Origin of the sequence: Myxococcus sp. CA040A, from assembly GCF_013336725.1 — a bacterium.
Lineage (GTDB): Bacteria > Myxococcota > Myxococcia > Myxococcales > Myxococcaceae > Myxococcus > Myxococcus llanfairpwllgwyngyllgogerychwyrndrobwllllantysiliogogogochensis.
In genome coordinates this window covers 468,304-484,272 of sequence record NZ_JABUMR010000005.1, presented here as the reverse complement: position 1 = coordinate 484,272, position 15,969 = coordinate 468,304, and the positions used below count along the sequence as shown (strand labels likewise).

14 protein-coding genes and 1 pseudogene are annotated in these 15,969 nt (G+C 68.5%); 7 read left to right on the top strand and 8 right to left on the bottom strand.

Features of this window, described 5'->3' with window-relative positions:
* A complete protein-coding gene (locus tag HUA75_RS23805) occupies nucleotides 1–411 on the bottom strand; it encodes a response regulator (protein ID WP_141641633.1) in 411 nt (136 codons plus the stop codon).
* Nucleotides 408–2,522: a PAS domain-containing hybrid sensor histidine kinase/response regulator gene (locus tag HUA75_RS23800; protein WP_174487704.1), complete on the bottom strand. Its 2,115-nt coding sequence runs from the start codon at nucleotides 2,520–2,522 to the stop codon at nucleotides 408–410. The genes HUA75_RS23805 and HUA75_RS23800 overlap by 4 nt, the downstream gene beginning before the upstream one ends.
* Nucleotides 2,523–2,970: 448 nt before the next feature.
* Between HUA75_RS23800 and HUA75_RS23795 the strand changes: the two genes are divergently transcribed.
* The 6 genes from HUA75_RS23795 (at nucleotide 2,971) to HUA75_RS23770 (ending at nucleotide 9,886) form a co-directional block, all read left to right on the top strand.
* Nucleotides 2,971–4,482: an FAD-dependent oxidoreductase gene (locus HUA75_RS23795; RefSeq protein WP_174487703.1), complete on the top strand. Its 1,512-nt coding sequence runs from the start codon at nucleotides 2,971–2,973 to the stop codon at nucleotides 4,480–4,482.
* A gap of 54 nt (nucleotides 4,483–4,536) precedes the next feature.
* Nucleotides 4,537–5,025: a hemerythrin domain-containing protein gene (locus HUA75_RS23790; RefSeq protein ID WP_141641629.1), complete on the top strand. Its 489-nt coding sequence runs from the start codon at nucleotides 4,537–4,539 to the stop codon at nucleotides 5,023–5,025.
* Between the two features lie 68 nt (nucleotides 5,026–5,093).
* The gene (locus tag HUA75_RS23785) at nucleotides 5,094–5,765 is read left to right on the top strand and encodes a DNA-3-methyladenine glycosylase (RefSeq protein WP_141641628.1); all 672 of its coding nucleotides are present in this window, start codon (nucleotides 5,094–5,096) and stop codon (nucleotides 5,763–5,765) included.
* Between the two features lie 110 nt (nucleotides 5,766–5,875).
* Nucleotides 5,876–7,024 (top strand): zinc-dependent alcohol dehydrogenase, encoded by a 1,149-nt coding sequence (locus HUA75_RS23780; protein ID WP_141641627.1) that lies wholly within the window; start codon nucleotides 5,876–5,878, stop codon nucleotides 7,022–7,024.
* A gap of 18 nt (nucleotides 7,025–7,042) precedes the next feature.
* On the top strand, nucleotides 7,043–7,435 hold the full coding sequence (locus HUA75_RS23775) for a hypothetical protein (protein WP_174456520.1): 393 nt from the start codon (nucleotides 7,043–7,045) through the stop codon (nucleotides 7,433–7,435).
* A gap of 156 nt (nucleotides 7,436–7,591) precedes the next feature.
* Nucleotides 7,592–9,886, top strand: a complete 2,295-nt coding sequence (locus tag HUA75_RS23770; RefSeq protein ID WP_174487702.1) for a hypothetical protein — start codon at nucleotides 7,592–7,594, stop codon at nucleotides 9,884–9,886.
* Nucleotides 9,887–9,893: 7 nt separating this feature from the next.
* Here HUA75_RS23770 and HUA75_RS23765 read toward each other — a convergent pair whose 3' ends face one another.
* Nucleotides 9,894–10,673 carry a hypothetical protein gene (locus HUA75_RS23765; RefSeq protein WP_141641625.1) on the bottom strand — a complete coding sequence of 260 codons (780 nt, stop codon included), beginning with the start codon at nucleotides 10,671–10,673 and terminating at the stop codon, nucleotides 9,894–9,896.
* A gap of 161 nt (nucleotides 10,674–10,834) precedes the next feature.
* Entirely contained in the window at nucleotides 10,835–12,109 is a 1,275-nt protein-coding gene (locus tag HUA75_RS23760) for an MFS transporter (protein ID WP_141641624.1), read from the bottom strand.
* 210 nt (nucleotides 12,110–12,319) lie between these two features.
* Here HUA75_RS23760 and HUA75_RS23755 point away from each other — a divergent pair, with 210 nt between their 5' ends.
* The gene (locus tag HUA75_RS23755; RefSeq protein ID WP_174465846.1) at nucleotides 12,320–12,472 is read left to right on the top strand and encodes a hypothetical protein; all 153 of its coding nucleotides are present in this window, start codon (nucleotides 12,320–12,322) and stop codon (nucleotides 12,470–12,472) included.
* Between the two features lie 66 nt (nucleotides 12,473–12,538).
* Here the strand turns inward: HUA75_RS23755 and HUA75_RS23750 are convergent, their stop codons facing one another.
* The 4 genes and pseudogenes from HUA75_RS23750 to HUA75_RS23735 all read right to left on the bottom strand — a co-directional run bounded on the left by HUA75_RS23750 (nucleotide 12,539) and on the right by HUA75_RS23735 (nucleotide 15,967).
* Nucleotides 12,539–13,804, bottom strand: a complete 1,266-nt coding sequence (locus HUA75_RS23750; RefSeq protein ID WP_141641623.1) for a pyridoxal phosphate-dependent aminotransferase — start codon at nucleotides 13,802–13,804, stop codon at nucleotides 12,539–12,541.
* A 46-nt stretch (nucleotides 13,805–13,850) separates the two neighbouring features.
* Complete coding sequence (locus tag HUA75_RS23745) at nucleotides 13,851–14,657, bottom strand: hypothetical protein (RefSeq protein WP_141641622.1); 807 nt, start codon at nucleotides 14,655–14,657, stop codon at nucleotides 13,851–13,853.
* A gap of 176 nt (nucleotides 14,658–14,833) precedes the next feature.
* Nucleotides 14,834–15,346: pseudogene (gene dps / locus HUA75_RS23740) on the bottom strand (DNA starvation/stationary phase protection protein Dps); the annotation flags it as partial.
* A 96-nt stretch (nucleotides 15,347–15,442) separates the two neighbouring features.
* Nucleotides 15,443–15,967, bottom strand: coding sequence for a carboxymuconolactone decarboxylase family protein (locus HUA75_RS23735; RefSeq protein ID WP_141641620.1), 525 nt, complete (start codon nucleotides 15,965–15,967; stop codon nucleotides 15,443–15,445).
* Nucleotides 15,968–15,969: the final 2 nt, after the last annotated feature.

Genomic DNA, 15,969 nt, shown 5'->3' with positions numbered 1-15,969 from the left:
TCAGTGGGACACGGCGGCTCCGCGCTGAGCGAGGATGTGCCGGACCTCCGCCACCAGCTCGTCGGGGAGGCACGGCTTGGTGACGAAGGAGTCGCACCCCGCGCCCTTCGCCTCGTCCGACTGGCCCGTCATCGCATGGCCGGTGAGCGCGACGACGGGGATGGTGCGCGTGCGGTCATCGTTCTTCAGCCGCCGCGTCGCCTCCCACCCGTCGATGATGGGCAACGACAGGTCCATCAGGATGATGTCCGGTGTGAGCGCGAAGGCCTGGTCCAGTGCCTCCTGGCCGTTCCTCGCCTGCGCCACGCGGAACCCGGAGAACTCCAGGTACTCGGCGTACATCTCCCGCGCGTCGTCGTAGTCGTCCACGACGAGTACGAGCGGCTTGAGGTTCGGGGAGGGATTCGTCATGTCCGCCTCGGGCGTCGTGGAAAGTGCAACGTGAAGGTCGACCCCTGCCCAGGGGTGCTCTGGAGGGAGACGCGTCCCCCCAGCATGTCGGCCAGACGGCGACAGATGGACAATCCCAGCCCGGTGCCGCCATAGGCCCGGGTGGGCGAGCTATCCACCTGCTGGAAGTCCTCGAAAATCTTCTCCTGGTAGGCCGGGTCGATGCCAATCCCGGAGTCCTCCACGGAGATGGTGAGCATGGAGGTCGACGGAACGTACTCCGCCAGGACCTTCACAACGCCCTCGTGCGTGAACTTCAGGGCATTGGACAGCAGGTTGAGGACGACCTGCTTCACCTTCTGTCGGTCGCTGTGCACCGGCGGCAGCTTCGCGCCCAGGTGCGTCGTCACCGTCAGCTTGCTGCGCGCGATGATGGGGTCCATCTCCGCCATGACTTCCTGGAGCAGCTCGGCGATTCCGAAGTCCGACAGATGCAACGGCATCCGCCCCGCCTCGATGCGGGTGATGTCCAGGATTTCGTTGATGACCTCCAGCAGGTGCCGCCCGTTGGAGTCGATGCGCGCCAGGTTGCGCTTCTGCGGCGGCGTCAGCTCACCGGACACGCCCTGCAGCAGCATGTTGGTGTAGCCGAGGATGGCGTTGAGCGGCGTGCGGAACTCGTGGGACATGTTGGCCAGGAACTGCGACTTGGCCGCGCTCGCCTGTTCCAACTGGATGGCCTGCCGGCGCAGCTTCTCGTTCTGCTCCGCCAGCTCCGCGGTGGCCACCTGCACGCGCGCCTCCAGCAGCGTGGAGACCTCCTTGAGCCGCTCCAACAGCCGCGCCTTCGCCAGGGCCTCGCCCCTGTCGCGGAAGAGGGTGACGATGCCCGTCAATTCGCCGCTCTCTCCCAGCACCTTGCTGGCCACCGCCTCCACCGGGAGGGTGTCGCCGCTGGCCGGGTCCATCAGGCTGAGCTGCCCGCGCCAGCGCAGGCTGCCCCCGGCGTCCAGCAGGTGCGCGAGGAACGAGGCGAACGTCGCGTGGTTGGAGCGCACGCGGCGCTGCGCGGCGCGGCCTCCATCCAAAGGCGGCGTGAAGAGCTTCTCCGCGGGCTCGTTCATCATCACCGTGCCGCCGGAAGGGTCCGACAGGATGATGGGGTCCGCCACGGAGTCCAGCACCCGGTCCAACCGGTGCCGCTCGCTGCGCGCCTCTCGCTCGGTGGCGCGCAGGCGGCGGTAGCTCTCTCCCAGCGCCTGGGTCGCCCGTCCCAGGTCCGTCACGTTGCGCAGCACGCTCACCATGGCCTCGCGGCCGTCGGGCTCGTACACGCGGGTGCTGACGAGCTCGAAGAGCAGGTCCATCCCCTCCATGGGGTCCACCAGCGGTATCTCGCGCCAGCTGACACCCGGCGCGCCGCCGCTGGCGGTGCTGGCCACCGCGGTGGCGAACACGCTCTGGTTGAGGTGGACGGCGCGCCGGTGGCCGTGGCTCGCGTCGGGATGGGCGACCAACAGGGCCTCCGCGCGCGCGTTGGCCAGTCGCGGACGTCCCCTCAGGTCCGTCAGCAGCACCGGGTCCGTCACCGCGTCGATGATGCGGCGAAGCAGCGCGCTGCCCGTCGTGCCCAGCGGCCCCGACGTGGCCTGCCGCGCGAGGAAGGGCCCCGCGTGTCCCGCGACCCACGTCACCTCCGGGGGGAGCGTGGGTCCGCTCGCCCAGACGAGCAACAGCCCCACCGGAGGCGCGTCGGCGCGTCCGAGCGGCACCGCGAACAGGCCTCCCGTGCCTTGCGCGGGCAGGGGCGCGCGCGCACTCGGAAAGAAGCGCGGCGCGGCCTGGGCCAGCGCGTCCGTCAGCGGGTGGGCCTTGTCGTCATCGGACCACGCCTGCAGCGCGGCGTGCTGCGCCTCGGACAGCCCCTTCGCGGCGAGGCAGCTCATCCTTCCACCGGGCTCCTCGCGCGCCAGACAGGCCGCGGCGGCGGCCTGGGCATGCCGGGGCAGCCACTCCACCATGGCCTCGGCGCAGGCGCGTGCCGTGTCGCAGGCGAGCAGTTGCTCGGCCAGGGCCAGACGTGCATCGGCGGAGGAGGTGGGGTCCAGGGCGAGAGGGACGGGAGAGGCCAATGCGTCAGGCTCCAGGAGTGGGACGAGGTGTTTCGCCAGGGCGCGGGGTGTCGTCGGTCCGAACCTCCAGGTAGGTCACCACGACACGGGCGGCATGCTCGGGAGAGAGGCGGTCCGCGTGGACGACATCGTCCCAGCGAAGGCCGCGGTCCAGGACCCGGTCCATGACATCGACGAGGCTGGTGCTCCCAGCCATTCTTTCCACGGGCATCCTTTGTGGCTCCCTGGTCTTTCGGCAGGGTTCGGGGGGGCCGACCCAGCCCTTTTCTAGCGCGGCGGGTCTGCCCACCCCAGAACCGCTTCCTCGTCGACGTGACTTGCCAACACCCGGCCCCCGGCTCTGTCCGCTCGTGCACATCCCGAGTGACTCCCAAGCCGGGCAGCCGGGCAGGCCCGTGCTTCGACTCGGCGGGTTATCGCACCTCCGGCGCATTCCTAGGTTGAGGACATGGATGAGACGCGGACGAACCGGTCGCTCTGGACCTTGACTGCCCCGCCGCGTGACTTCCCGGCGCTTGCGGGCGACCTGGTGGTGGATGTCGTCGTCATCGGTGCGGGCATCACCGGACTCACCACGGCATGGCTGCTGAAGCGCGCGGGAAAGCGGGTGGCGGTGCTGGAGATGAACCGCATCCTGTCGGGCCAGACGGGGCAGACCACCGCCCACCTCACGGAGTTGCTCGACACGCCCTACGCCACGCTGCGGCGAGACTTCGGGGAGAAGGGTGCCCGACTGGCGGCGTCCTCCAGCCGCGCGGCGATGGAGCAGGTGGCCTCGCTCGTCCAGGAACTCTCCCTGGACTGTGACTTCCAGCGCGTCCCCTCGTTCCGCTACGCGGAGACCGCGCGTCAGTGGGCGTCGCTGGAGCAGGAACTCTCCGCCGCGCGCGACGCGGGCCTTCATGCCTCCCTCACCCACGCGGTGCCGCTGCCCTTTCCGGTGAAGGGCGCGCTGCGCGTGGAAGACCAGGCGTTGTTCCATCCGCGCAAGTACCTGCTCGGGCTGGTGGACTCGCTGATAGGCGAGGGCTGCTTCCTGTTCGAGAACACGCGGGTGACGGAGGTCCACGACGGCGCGCCCTGTCGCATCGTCACGGACCGGGGCACCGTCACCGCCGCGGCCGTGGTGGAGGCCACCCACTCGCCGCTCAACCGGGTGCTGCTGCAGACGAAGCTGTCCGCGTATCGCAGCTACACGGTGGCGGGTCCGCTCGAAGGTCCGCTGGAGCCCGGGCAGTACTACGACTCGCAGGAGCCCTATCACTACATCCGCACGCAGTCCGTCGAGGGCCGCGCGTACGTCATCGTCGGTGGCGAGGACCACAAGGTCGGCGCGGAGGAGGACACCGGGCGGCGCTACGCGGCGCTGGAGGACTATGCGCGCAAGCACTTCCCGGTGAAGCAGCTCACGTATCGCTGGTCCGGTCAGGTCATCGAGTCCACGGACGGGCTGCCGTACATCGGCCGCAACAGCGCCAGCCGCCATGTCTACGTGGCGACGGGTTTCTCCGGGACGGGCATGACGTTCGGCACGCTGGCGGGGATGCTCATCAGCGCCCTCATCCTGGGTCGGCAGAGTCCCTATGCCGCGCTGTATGACGCCACGCGCGTCAAACCGCTGGCGGGCGCGAAGGACTTCATCCAGGAGAACGCGGAGACGGCCTTCCGCTTCGTCGCGGACCGGCTGGCGAAGCCCGAGGGCAAGCACCTGTCCGAGGTGGCACCCGGCGAGGCGAAGATTCTGGAAGTCGAAGGGCAGAAGGTGGCCGTCTACCGCGAGGCGGACGGAACCTCTCACGCGGTGTCTCCGGTGTGCACGCATCTGGGCTGCCACGTGCACTGGAACGGCGCGGAGCGCTCGTGGGACTGCCCCTGTCACGGCGCGCGCTACAGCCCCACCGGCAAGGTGCTCAATGGGCCCGCGGTGAAGGACCTGCCCTCCCGCAAGCTGCCCCGCTGAGCCCCGGCTTCTTCGTTTGATGACAAGAACCCCGTCGGACACGGAGATACACCCATGAACGCGTTGGACCTCCTGAAGCAGCAACACGCCGAGGTGAAGAAGCTCTTCACGCAGTACGGCAAGCTCCCGGACCACGCCGATGCGAAACGCCGGGAGTTGTTCGAGATGATCGCCGACCGGCTCAGTGCGCACACCACCATCGAGGAGCAGTACTTCTATCCGGCGTCCAAGGCCAACGACACCGAGGACCTGCTGCGCGAGGCCGTGGAGGAGCACCTGTCCGCCAAGCGCATCATCGCCGACCTGATGGAGATGGAGCCGCACGACGAGGATTTCGACGCGAAGATGAAGGTGCTCCAGGAGCAGATAGAGCACCACGTGGAGGAAGAGGAGGGTGACCTCTTCAAGAAGGTCCGCAAGCTCGTCTCCAAGGAGCAGCTCGAGGACCTGGGCCTCCAGATGGAGGAGGAGTTCGACGAGCTGATGGAGGGCGAGCCCCGGCGCCAGGTGCCCTCCGAGACGGACAAGGCCGCGCCACTCTGAGTCTCGGTTCTTCGTGACAAGAATCGGGTTGCGCGGGGCGCTGGGAGCGGCAGCATGTCACCCCTCCCATGCCGCGTCCTGCTCCCACCGCCCCGCGCCTGCCCGAAGCCTTCACTCCCGAGGTCCGCCGTGCCCTGGCGCGCGAGGACCCGAAGCTGGGCGCGCTGATGAAGCGCGTGGGCTCCTTCCGCCTCCAGTTGAGCCCCCTGCACAGTCCCTTCGCCGCGCTGGCGGAGTCCATCGTCTATCAGCAGCTCCACGGCCGCGCCGCCGCCGCCATCTTCGAGCGCGTCAGCGAGCGCGTGGGCAAGGGCCGCCGCTTCACGCCCCAGGCCCTGCTGTCCGTGTCGGAGCCGGTGCTGCGCGAGGCGGGCCTGTCCGCCAACAAGCTGGCCGCGCTCCAGGACCTGGCGCGCAAGTCACTGGACGGCACCGTTCCTCCCCTGTCCCGCGTGCGGCGCATGGACGACGCCTCGCTCATCGAGCATTTCACGCAGGTGAGAGGCATCGGTCAGTGGACGGTGGAGATGCTGCTCATCTCCAGGCTCGGTCGGCCGGACGTGCTGCCGGTGGACGACTTCGGCGTGCGCAAGGGCTTCATGCTCGCGTATGGGCTTCCGGAGATGCCGCGCCCCAAGGCGCTGCTGGAATACGGTGAGCGCTGGCGGCCCTGGCGCACCGTGGTGAGCTGGTACCTCTGGCGGGCGACGGAGCTTCCCGTGGAGCCCGTGGTCGGCTGAGCGGCGGTGTCCGCGCCACAAGGCGGCATGGCAGGCAGGGGCTCGCTGTCGAGCGTCTTGCCGCGAGGCGTCGGAGTCCTCACCCGTATGTGCAACGGGAGAGGACTCACATGCGTGCACTGACGTACCAGGGGCCGTTCAAGGTCCGGGTGGAGAACAAGCCAGACCCTCGGTTGGAGCACCCGCAGGACGTCATCCTCAAGGTGACCCGCACGGCCATCTGTGGCTCGGACCTGCACCTGTTGCACGGCCTGGTGCCGGATACCCGCGTGGGCCACACGTTCGGTCATGAGTTCACCGGTGTGGTGGAGGAGCTGGGCTCCGAGGTGAGCCAGTTGCACAAGGGCGACCGGGTGGTGGTGCCCTTCAACATCTCCTGTGGCACCTGCTTCTACTGTCAGCGAGGGCTGACGGCCTCGTGTGAGAACAGCAACCCATCGAGCGACGTGGCGTGCGGCGTGTATGGCTATTCGCACACGACGGGCGGCTACGACGGCGGGCAGGCCGAGTACGTGCGCGTGCCCTTCGCGGACGTGGGGCCACTGAAGATTCCCGACGGCATGGAGGACGAGGAGGCGCTCTTCCTCGGAGACATCCTGCCCACCGGCTACATGGGCGCGGAGATGGGTGAAATCAAGGGCGGCGAGACGGTGGTGGTGTTCGGCGCGGGCCCGGTGGGCCTGTTCGCCATGCGGTCCGCGTGGCTGATGGGCGCGGGCCGGGTCATCGCGGTGGACTGCGTGCAGTACCGGCTCGACTTCGCGGAGCGGTACGCGAAGGTGGAGACGGTGAACTTCCGGGAGGTGGACGACATCGTCCTCTACCTGAAGGAGCTGTTCGAGGGGCGCGGGCCGGACGTGTGCATCGACGCGGTGGGCATGGAGGCCGAGGGCTCGCTGGGGCAGCGCGTGCTGGGGCTGGGGTTGAAGCTGGAGGCGGGCGCGCCCACGGTGCTCACCTGGTGCATCGACGTCGTGCGCAAGGGTGGCAACGTCTCCATCGTCGGGGTGTACGGCCCGCCGTGGAACCTGATGCCCATTGGCACCGCGATGAACAAGGGACTCACGCTGCGGATGAACCAGTGCAACGTGCGTCGCTACATGCCGCATCTGCTCCAGCACATCCGTGAGGGCCGCATCGACGCGAAGGGCATCATCACCCACCGCTTCCCGCTGGAGGAGGCACCCAAGGCGTACCACCTGTTCGCCCAGAAGCAGGACGGCTGCGTCAAGTGCGTCCTCACCCCTGGGCACGCGTGACGAGCAAGGAGCCGAACCATGCCGGATAGACCCATTCCTGACGCCGCGGTGGACCTGGAACCCTCCAGTCGTCCGGGTGTGCCGATGGAGAGAACGCCTCAACCCATGCCGGGGGCGCGCGTGCCCATCCGTGTGCAGCACTCGGACGTGCGCGTGTTCAAGCACAAGGGCCGTGCCGGGTTCCCCCCGGTGTTCGGCACCGCGCAGCCGCCTCACGGGGTGAGCGGACTGTTGCGCAAGGTGGCCTATGGCTACCCGGACCACCTGGCGCGCCACTGGATGATCTTGCTCCTGGCGGACCGGGTGGATGTCTGGGAGCACCGGCTCGCGAGGGTGGGGCCGTGGGCCGTGCCCACCGTCGGGGTGCTCGCCTTGACGGGCCTTGCCTGGAGGAAGTGGTCGCGGGCGTGAGAGGATCTCTCCATGCCGCCCCCGAAGCCGCCGCCCAGACGTTCGTCCTCGAAACCCGCCCCTCCGACGACCCGTGGGGCGTCCGCCGGGGGAAAGCCCTCTGCGGGGCAAGGGGCGGAGTCCGCGAAGAAGCCCGCACGAAAGCCGGAGCCCGCCGTGGCTCCGAAGGCGCAGGGGAAGTCGCCTGGAGCCGCGCAGGCCCCGAGGGCACAGGCGAAGCAGGCGGGGGGAGCACAAGCCCCGAGGGCGCAGGCGAAGGCCGCTGGAGATGCTCAGGCCCCGAGGGCGCAGGCGAAGGCCGCTGGAGATGCTCAGGCCTCGAAGGCACAGGGGAAGTCAGCGGGAGATACGCAGGCCTCGAAGGCACAGGCGAAGGCTGCTGGCGATGTACAGGCCCCAAGGGCGCAGGCGAAGTCGGCTGGAGATGCGCAGGCGACGAAGGCACAGGGGAACTCGGCGGGAGATACGCAGGCATCGAAGGCACAGGTGAAGTCGGCGGGAGATGCGCAGGCCCTGAAGGGACAGCCGAAGGCCACCGGGACTTCTGAATCCGCGAAGCCCCAAGCGAAGCCCGTGGGCAAGGGACAGGCGAAGTCCGCTGAACGCTCCGCCGACGTCACGCCGCAAGAGATGTCCCTCAAGAGTGTCGAGGGAGTGAAGTCGCAAGCAACGCCCATCGAGACAGCGCACGAGGCGAAGCCGCGAGCAACGCCCATCGAGACAGCGCAAGAGAAGAAGCCGCAAGCAACGTCCATCGAGACCGCGCAAGAGACGAATCCGCAAGCAACGCCCATCGAGACAGCGCATGAGGCGAAGTCGCACGTGAAGGTCGTCGAGGCGACTCACGCGGCGAAGCCACGGGCGAACTCCGTCGCGAGTCCCCCGTCCGAAGCTCCCGCGAAGCCTCCTTCGCGGCGTGGGCTCACGCTGGTTTCATCTCGGGAACCCAGCGTGGAGTCGGAGGAGTCCTCCTCGGACGATGTGATCATCGCGGAGGTGCCCCCCATCGAGGACGAAGCCCCGCTTCCTCGCTACGAAGCGCGCCCGCACACGCGACCGCCGCTGTCCGTGGGTGACCTCGACTCGGAGGTGCTCCCCATCTCCGCCCTCGCTCCCATCGAGGGCGCCTTCACGGGCGCGCCACTCCTTGTCCACTCCAACCCCGAGACGATTCGGACCTGGGGTGTCCTCGGCTCCACGATGAGTCGGCTCGTGCCGGGAAAGAGCGAGGGCGGCTACACCTTCTCCGGTCAGGCCCGGCTGTACGTGCGCGCCATCAACCGCGTGGAAGCAGCCTCCGAGGGAACCGGGCGTTGCTCCGTCGTGCTGCGAAACACGTCGGGGCGTCCCATCCAGCTCCAGGTCAAGGGTGGCCTCTTCTCCAAGTACCTCACGGCCCAGTTCCCGCCGAGCACCACGGGCGCGCCCTTCAACCCGTTGAGCCAGGAGCCCATCGACGAGGACCTCACGGGACTGGTCGACGCGCAGGCAGGGCAAGGCAAGGAACCAGACCCAGAGGGCCTGTTCTTCCGAGGACCGCATGCGGTCCTCGCCTCGGGCCTCCTCGATGCCGTTCTCGATGCCCGTGACGAATCAGAGCGCCAGTCCCGTCCGCTCGTCCGTGACGACCTCGACCTGTCCCACCTGGACGACGTGCGCCTGGGAACCCGGGGCGCCTTCGAGGGCTCTCTCACCGTGCCGCCTGGCGCGACGGTGGTCGTCCTGGATGCGCGTCACGAAAAGTCGGGCACGCTCTGCGCCCTCCTGGACTTCACGGCCTTGGACTCGAAGGGACATGTGGACCCCGGCGCGCGGTTCCGTCTGGCCACCGTGTCCAGCCCCCTGCCGCTCACTCCCGACGAGCTCGCCGCCATCTCCCGGAGCGAGCATCCGCTGGCCACCGCCGGGGATGCGGGCACGACGGCCTTCCCTTCACTCCAGGGGGTGAGCGAAGCAGGCAGCCTCTTCGTGGGTGAGCGCACGCTGCGCCTGTCTCCAGGAACGCTCGCGGGCGACCTCGTCATGTCCATGCCCCGCAGGCGCGCGGGCACGGGGCCTGACGCGCCGACGTTGACGCCGACCTCGGGGACCTCCGCCTCGCGCGCCGCATCCGCTCGGGACGACAGGACGCACGACGGTGCCCGGGGCGTCTCGTACCAGCTGACGTACACGCTGGAGAACGAGGACAGCGAGCCGCGCGAGGTGGAATTGCTGCTCACCTCGCCGCGACTCCATCCCTCAGAACGCTTCTTCCCACAGGCCGGAGTGCTGAACCTGGCGATGAAGGTCGACGGCCAACGCGTGGACGTCCGCGTCAACCAGCGCGGAGAGGGCAGGGTGCTGGCGGTCCTCGAGCTTCCGCCCGAGGGCCGCCGTCAGGTCCGGCTCGAGTGGACCCACGTGGGAGGAACCTTCCCTCCCGCGGGGCTCGAGCTGCGCGCACGGCGCTGAGGAACGATTAGTCCGACCAGGTCGTCACGCGCACCATGCGCACGAACTGGCGGTCCGTGCTCACCGCGGCGATGAAGTAGCCACCCATGTCCCCAGGGCCGCCACCGCCGCAGTACGTCTGGCACGACCAGCCCGTGGTGTAGAGCCGGTTGCTGTTGCGCGAAACCTGCGTGATGAGCGCCAGCGCGCCATCCACCTCATCCGAGTTCGGGGTGCCGCTGATGACCTGTGCGGAGAGCTTCGCGAGCAGCTCCTGGACGGTGATGGGGGTGAACGCCCCCACGCCCCGCAGCCCGAAGGCCGCGGCGGCCTTGTAGGACAGCGTCTCCTGGTTCGCCACGCCCTGCCCGTTGGGGATGTAGCCCTCCTTGATGGAGGAGGACGTGGTGAGCGGCCCGGTCGCGCCGAACAGCTGCTCGGGCGTCTGCGCCATGTCGTCGAGCCACAGCGGCGCATAGGTGGTGGCGCCGTCGTTCAGCTCGTGGACATCAATCATGTACTTCTTGGCGGTGGCGGTGACGCCGATGTTGAAGACCAGGTCGTTGATGCGCGCGCCCAGGAAGGTGCGCTCGGCGGCGTCCACGCGGCCGTCGTCGTAGAGGAACAGGTTGACCGCGTTCTTCATCTCCGCACGGCGCACGGTGGTGCCACCGGGGCTGTTCGACGTCCGGGCCGTGGCAATCGCCGCGTTGAAGGCGGGAATCGTGGTGGTGCTGTCCGCGAGGGCCTGGGGCGCGGCCAACAGCGCGACGCCGCCCAGGAACGACTTCAGGGATGTAGAAAACAAAGGGTGGACCTCTCGCGGGCAACTTCTCCCGCGCGTGAGAAGGGGGGAACTGCGGCTCCGCACTTAACACGCGCGTCTGACACATCTGTCTTGATAACAAATGAGTACAGCCAATCGAGGAAATGCGGCTGTTACGGAATCGTGACGTGCGCCCGCGCGCGTCAGCCGGTGGAGGCGACGGAGGTGGGACTCGTGCGCTGGTGGCGGATGGGAATCAGCAGTGCGAGGAAGGCCACGGACAGTGCGGCACCGAGCAGGAAGACCGGCGCATAGCCCAGTCCCAGTCCGTGAGCCGGGTCCGCGAGCCACCCCGCGAGTGGCGCCGCGGGGGCCTTGCCCCAGACCTCGAGGCTGGCCAGCAGCGTGTAGTGCGTGGCGCCGATGCGCCGGTCCACGCGAGACATCATGAACGCGAACATCACCGTGGTGAGCGCGCCGCCCACCAGCTCCTCCGCGAGCGTGACGCCGATGACGCCCGCGTCGCTGACGCCGTGGGTCGCCAGCCACCAGCGGCCCATGAGCGGCAGCACGCGAAGCGAGGCGGTGAGCGTCAGGGCTCCGACGATGGGCAGGCGCGTGGCGAGCAGTCCTCCCGCGAGGGAGCCGAGGATGGAGGCCACGTTCCCCCACGTCCCCACCCACTGGCCTATCTGCCAGGCGGGGATGCCCGCGTCGAGGAGGAAGGGCTTGTAGAGCACGTCCGCCATCGTCTCGCCGAACTTGTACGTGCCAATGAAGAGCAGCAGCCAGAGCGTGCCCGGCTTCATCATCACCGAAGCGAAGCGCTCGCGCAGTTGCCGCCAGCTCAGGCGTGTCTCCGGGGGCGACGCGGTGTCGCGTCCGCTCGCATCCTCACGCGGAGGTGGCTCACGGGTGAGCAGCGTCACCACGAGCGCGCCCGCGCACAGCGCGGCCATGGACAGGAACAGCCCCGACCAGCCAATGGACTTGCTGGCCCAGACCAGGAGCCCGCCGCCCGTGAGCATCCCCAGCTTGTAGCCCACCACCTGCACGGAGTTGCCCAGGCCCAGCTCCTCTGGCCTCAGCGTGTCCACCGCGAGCCCATCCACCGCGATGTCCTGGGTGGCGGCGAAGAGGTTCATCACCAGGATGAGTCCCAGGAGGACTTTCAGCGAACCCCCTTCGGAGACCATGAACCCCGCCGCCGCGCAGGTGAGCGTCAGGCCTGCTTGCATCGGCAGAATCCATGACCTGCGACGCCCGAGCCGCGCGGAGTGATATCGGTCCACCAGCGGCGCCCAGAGCGCCTTGAGCCCCCAGGGCAGCGCGAGTACCCCGGCGAAGCCCAGCGCGGTGAGCGACACCCCTTGCTCCCGCAGATACACGGGCAGCGCGGTGGCCTGGAAACCGAAGGGCAGGCCCTGCACGAAGTAGAGGACGCCGAGCAGCGCGAGCCGGGAGGAGGGGAGTTTCATGGGCGCCGGGAAGCATACGGCCTCCAGGCGCGCGTCACGCGGGGCCCCGGGTCGTTCCGGGACCTGTCGCTCGGCCTCCAGGTCTGGTGAGTCATTTCAAGACAGGCGTGTCTCGTTTCTTGAGACTCGGAGTGCTTGAAAGCTCGTTCTCTCAGTAGAGTCGTGTCGCCCTTCAATTCCAATCACTGGAATCACATCCGAGGGGCATGCATGGGTTTGCCGGAACGGAAGGCCATCGCGCTGTATCAGCAGAGCGTCTTCCTGATGTGGCAGCAGAAGTTCAACGAGCTGGTGGGCGCGCCCGTCGAGTTCGAGGTGGAGTGGAACACCCTGGGCGCGGAAGGGCTGGCGGAGATTTTCTAGCGGATGCGTGTCATCGCCTTCCGGAGCCGCCAGGGACGCGTCGGCTCCGGAAGGTGGTTGCGCGCGTCAGGTGCGGCTGTGCTGCAGCACCATGGCTTCCAGTCGCGTCAGCGCCTTCTCCAGCACTTCCATGGACGGCCCGAAAGACAGCCGCACGTAGCCGCGGAAGCGGGATGGCCGCGCGCGGCGCTTGCCTGGATTCACGTCGAAGAACTCACCCGGCACGGTGATGATCTTCTGCTCCAGCGCGGCGCGGAAGAAGCCCATGCCGTCGTTGAGCGGCGCGGGCAGTCCGGACACGTTGCCCCAGACATAGAACGTCCCATCCGGCGCGCGGTCCGTGCGGATGCCCAGCCGCTCCAGGCGCGAGTGGAACTTGTCCCGCTTCTCGCGGAAGGCCGTGTGGATGGCCAGCGTCTCCGCGATGACGGGCTCCTCCTGGAGCAGGGGAATGGCGGCGCGCTGCAAGGGCCGGCTGCCTCCTCCGTCCAGGAAGCTGCCCGCGCTGGAGACCGCTTCAATCACCTGCTTGGGCCCCACCGTCCACGTCATGCGCCAGCCCGGATAACGCCAGTTCTTGGTGAAGCCGTCGAAGAGGACGACGGGGTCGCGGTTCACGTCCTCCACGTAGCGCGCGGCGCTCTCCACCGGCAGGTGCCCGGGGCGGCCCGTCCAGATGTAGTGCGAATAGAACTCGTCGATGAGCAGCACGCACTCCTGCTCACGCGCCACGCCCACCCACCGCGCCAGCTCGTCCCCCTGCACCAGCTTGCCGGTGGGGTTGCACGGGTTGGAGAAGAGCAGCGCGGACAGCCCGCGGCCCTGCACCTCGCGGCGCAGGTCCTCGTGGGTGAAGGCGTAGCCGCGCTCACCCTCCAGGAGGATGGGGATGGCGGTGAACGCCTTGAAGACGTCCAGCAGCTCCTCGTAGGCCGTGTAGTCCGGCAGGAAGTGGCCCAGGTTGATGGAGCCCAGGCTCGCCGCGGCGCGGGTGAGGGCCGCTCGCCCGCCACCGGAGAGACACACGTTCTCCGCGCTGTACTGGCTGGGCAGCCCCTTGCGGTAGAGGCGGTTGTAGAGACTGGCGATGGCTTCTCGCACGTCCCACAGCCCCGCCACCGGCGCGTACTCCATGTCCGCCACGTCGATGTTCACCGTGTTCAGGCGGGCCGGTGCGCCGGGCAAATCTCCCGTCTCCGGCTGCCCCTGGCCCAGGTTGCACCAGTCGGGGTCGCTGGAACGGTAGCCTCGGCGCGTGGCCTCGGCGGTGACGTAGATGACGCCCGTGCGGGGCACGGAGCGGAATGCGGGAATCGTGACGTCGTCGCTCACGGCCGGGAACCCTAGCGGAAAGCGACGACGCGCGCGCAATCCCTTGCTACCGGATGATGGGCACCGTCACGGAGGCGTGGTCATCCACAGTCACCTCCACCTTGCCCAGCCGCCACAGGCCCGGCTGGAAGTTCGCCTCCACGCGGTGTCCGTCCGACGTCTCCAGGATGGCCGTGCCCTCCTTGGGCAGGTACTCGCCCACCTCGTACTGGAGGGTGTCGAGCGTCATCGTGTCCACGCCGTCGGGGCCCGTGAGCTCCCCTTCACCGTCGAGCACCAGCGAGGAGCCACCCAACAGCGGCAGGCCCGCGCGCTTGCCCACCCGCGCATCCACGCGCAGCGTGTGGCCCGGGCGCCCCGGGACGTCGCCGGCCGCCTTCGCCCAGACGCTCGTCTGGTCTCCACAGGTGCCATAGCCGACCTCCGCGGGCAGCACCGCGCCGTCCACGCGCAGCTGGCGCAGGTCCACGGAGACGTCCATCCGGTCCACACCGCCGCTGTACTTGAAGAAGGCACGGCCTTCGAGCCGCAGGCCGTGGACCTCGCAGTCCGGCCCGTTGAAGCTCAGCACCACGCCATCCGTCACCGCGTCGAGCTGCTCCACCGTGGCCGTGGCGCAGGACAGGCGCGCGCTCACGTCGGGCGCCGCGATATCCAGGAACGCCCGGCGCGGCTCGCCACAGGTGTACACGGGCATGAACCCGAGCACCTCCAGCGCGCCCCGCGTCAGGTGCCCCGCCGCGACGACGCGCTCCACGCGCGCCTTGGCGGCTTCAATCACTTCATCCGGGGGCACGTCGCGGCCACACGCGACGAGGAGGGCGGAGAGAGACAGGCCAATGAGGGTTCGCACGGGGACTTCTCCAGGGATTCCCGGACCGCATCGTCGCGGGCGGGGTGCTCCCTGGTAGAGCAACCCTCGTGCCCTTCGCAACGTGGCGAAAACAGGCACAAGGGCTCCGGCAAACGTGCCGGGAGCGTATAGCGCCATGCACACTCACGGCGCCTTCGCCCCGGGTGTCGCCGGCCTCAGGTCTCCAGTGAGGCGCGCAGGAACCAGACGTGCTTCTCGAACTCCACGATGATGCCGGTGGCCAGGTCCTCGGAATCCGCGTCATCCACCTCGACGAAGAGCTTGCGGCTGTCTCGCAGGCCTCCCAGGTAGACCTCGATGCGTTCGGCGAGCAGCTTCACGTGCTCCATGTCACGCGTCGTCTCCTGCGGATACTCAGGCAGGCGGCTGGACTTGCTGACATGGCGGGTGGTGCCAAACGCCTTGCCCCCCAGCGTCACCGCGCGCTCGGCGATGGAGTCGTTGTGGTTGGCGAGGCTGACGGCGAAGGTCTCGAACAGCGGGTGCAGCGCCGCGAACTGCGGGCCCTTGATGTTCCAGTGGGCCACCTTGATTTGCGAGTGCAGGTCCAGGCCGTCCGCCAGGCGGGCGTTGAGCGATTCGACGAGGGAGGCGCGGGTCTTCTCGGGGAGGGGGCTGGGGCTCTTGTACATGAGGGACTTCCTTTCGTTCTTAAGCGGTGCGGACGCTCATTCAGATGCGCGTCGCCCACAAATGGAGCGCCCCCCGGTGTTTCCACCGGAGGGCGCGGGTGAAGCACAGTGAATGACTCGCGGGTGCGAGGCTTAAGACTCCAGGCCCACCGCCGCGGCGTGGATGACCGCCGCGACTCGCACCGCGTCGTGCACCTGGTCCTCGGAGAGGCCGCCCTCGAGGACGACCTTCTCGTGGGACTGCATGCACATCTCGCAGCCGTTGATGGCGCTGACCGCGAGGCAGACCAGCTCGAAGTCCACCTTGTTGGTCAGCACCTGCGCGAGCCTGTTCATCCGCAGTCCGGCGCGCTTGGTCGAGTACGACTCTTTCCCGATCATGTGCCGGAAGCGGTAGTACACGTTGTTCATCGCCATCAGCGACGCCGCAGCACGCGCGTCCTCGATGATGGGCTCGGGGTTCGCGAGTGCCTTCCGCGCCTCGTTGAGCATCGCTTCCTTCAGCCGGTCATTCCGAACGGCGTAGGCCGACGCGACAGCCACGCCCCAACGCTGCTCGGGGGTGAGGCTGCCACCTTCCAGGACTGCCTGGAGGTTGAGGCGGGTGTCCTTGTGGGCGTCCGCGAGTTCAGAGCGGACGACTTCGAGCGAGGCCATGA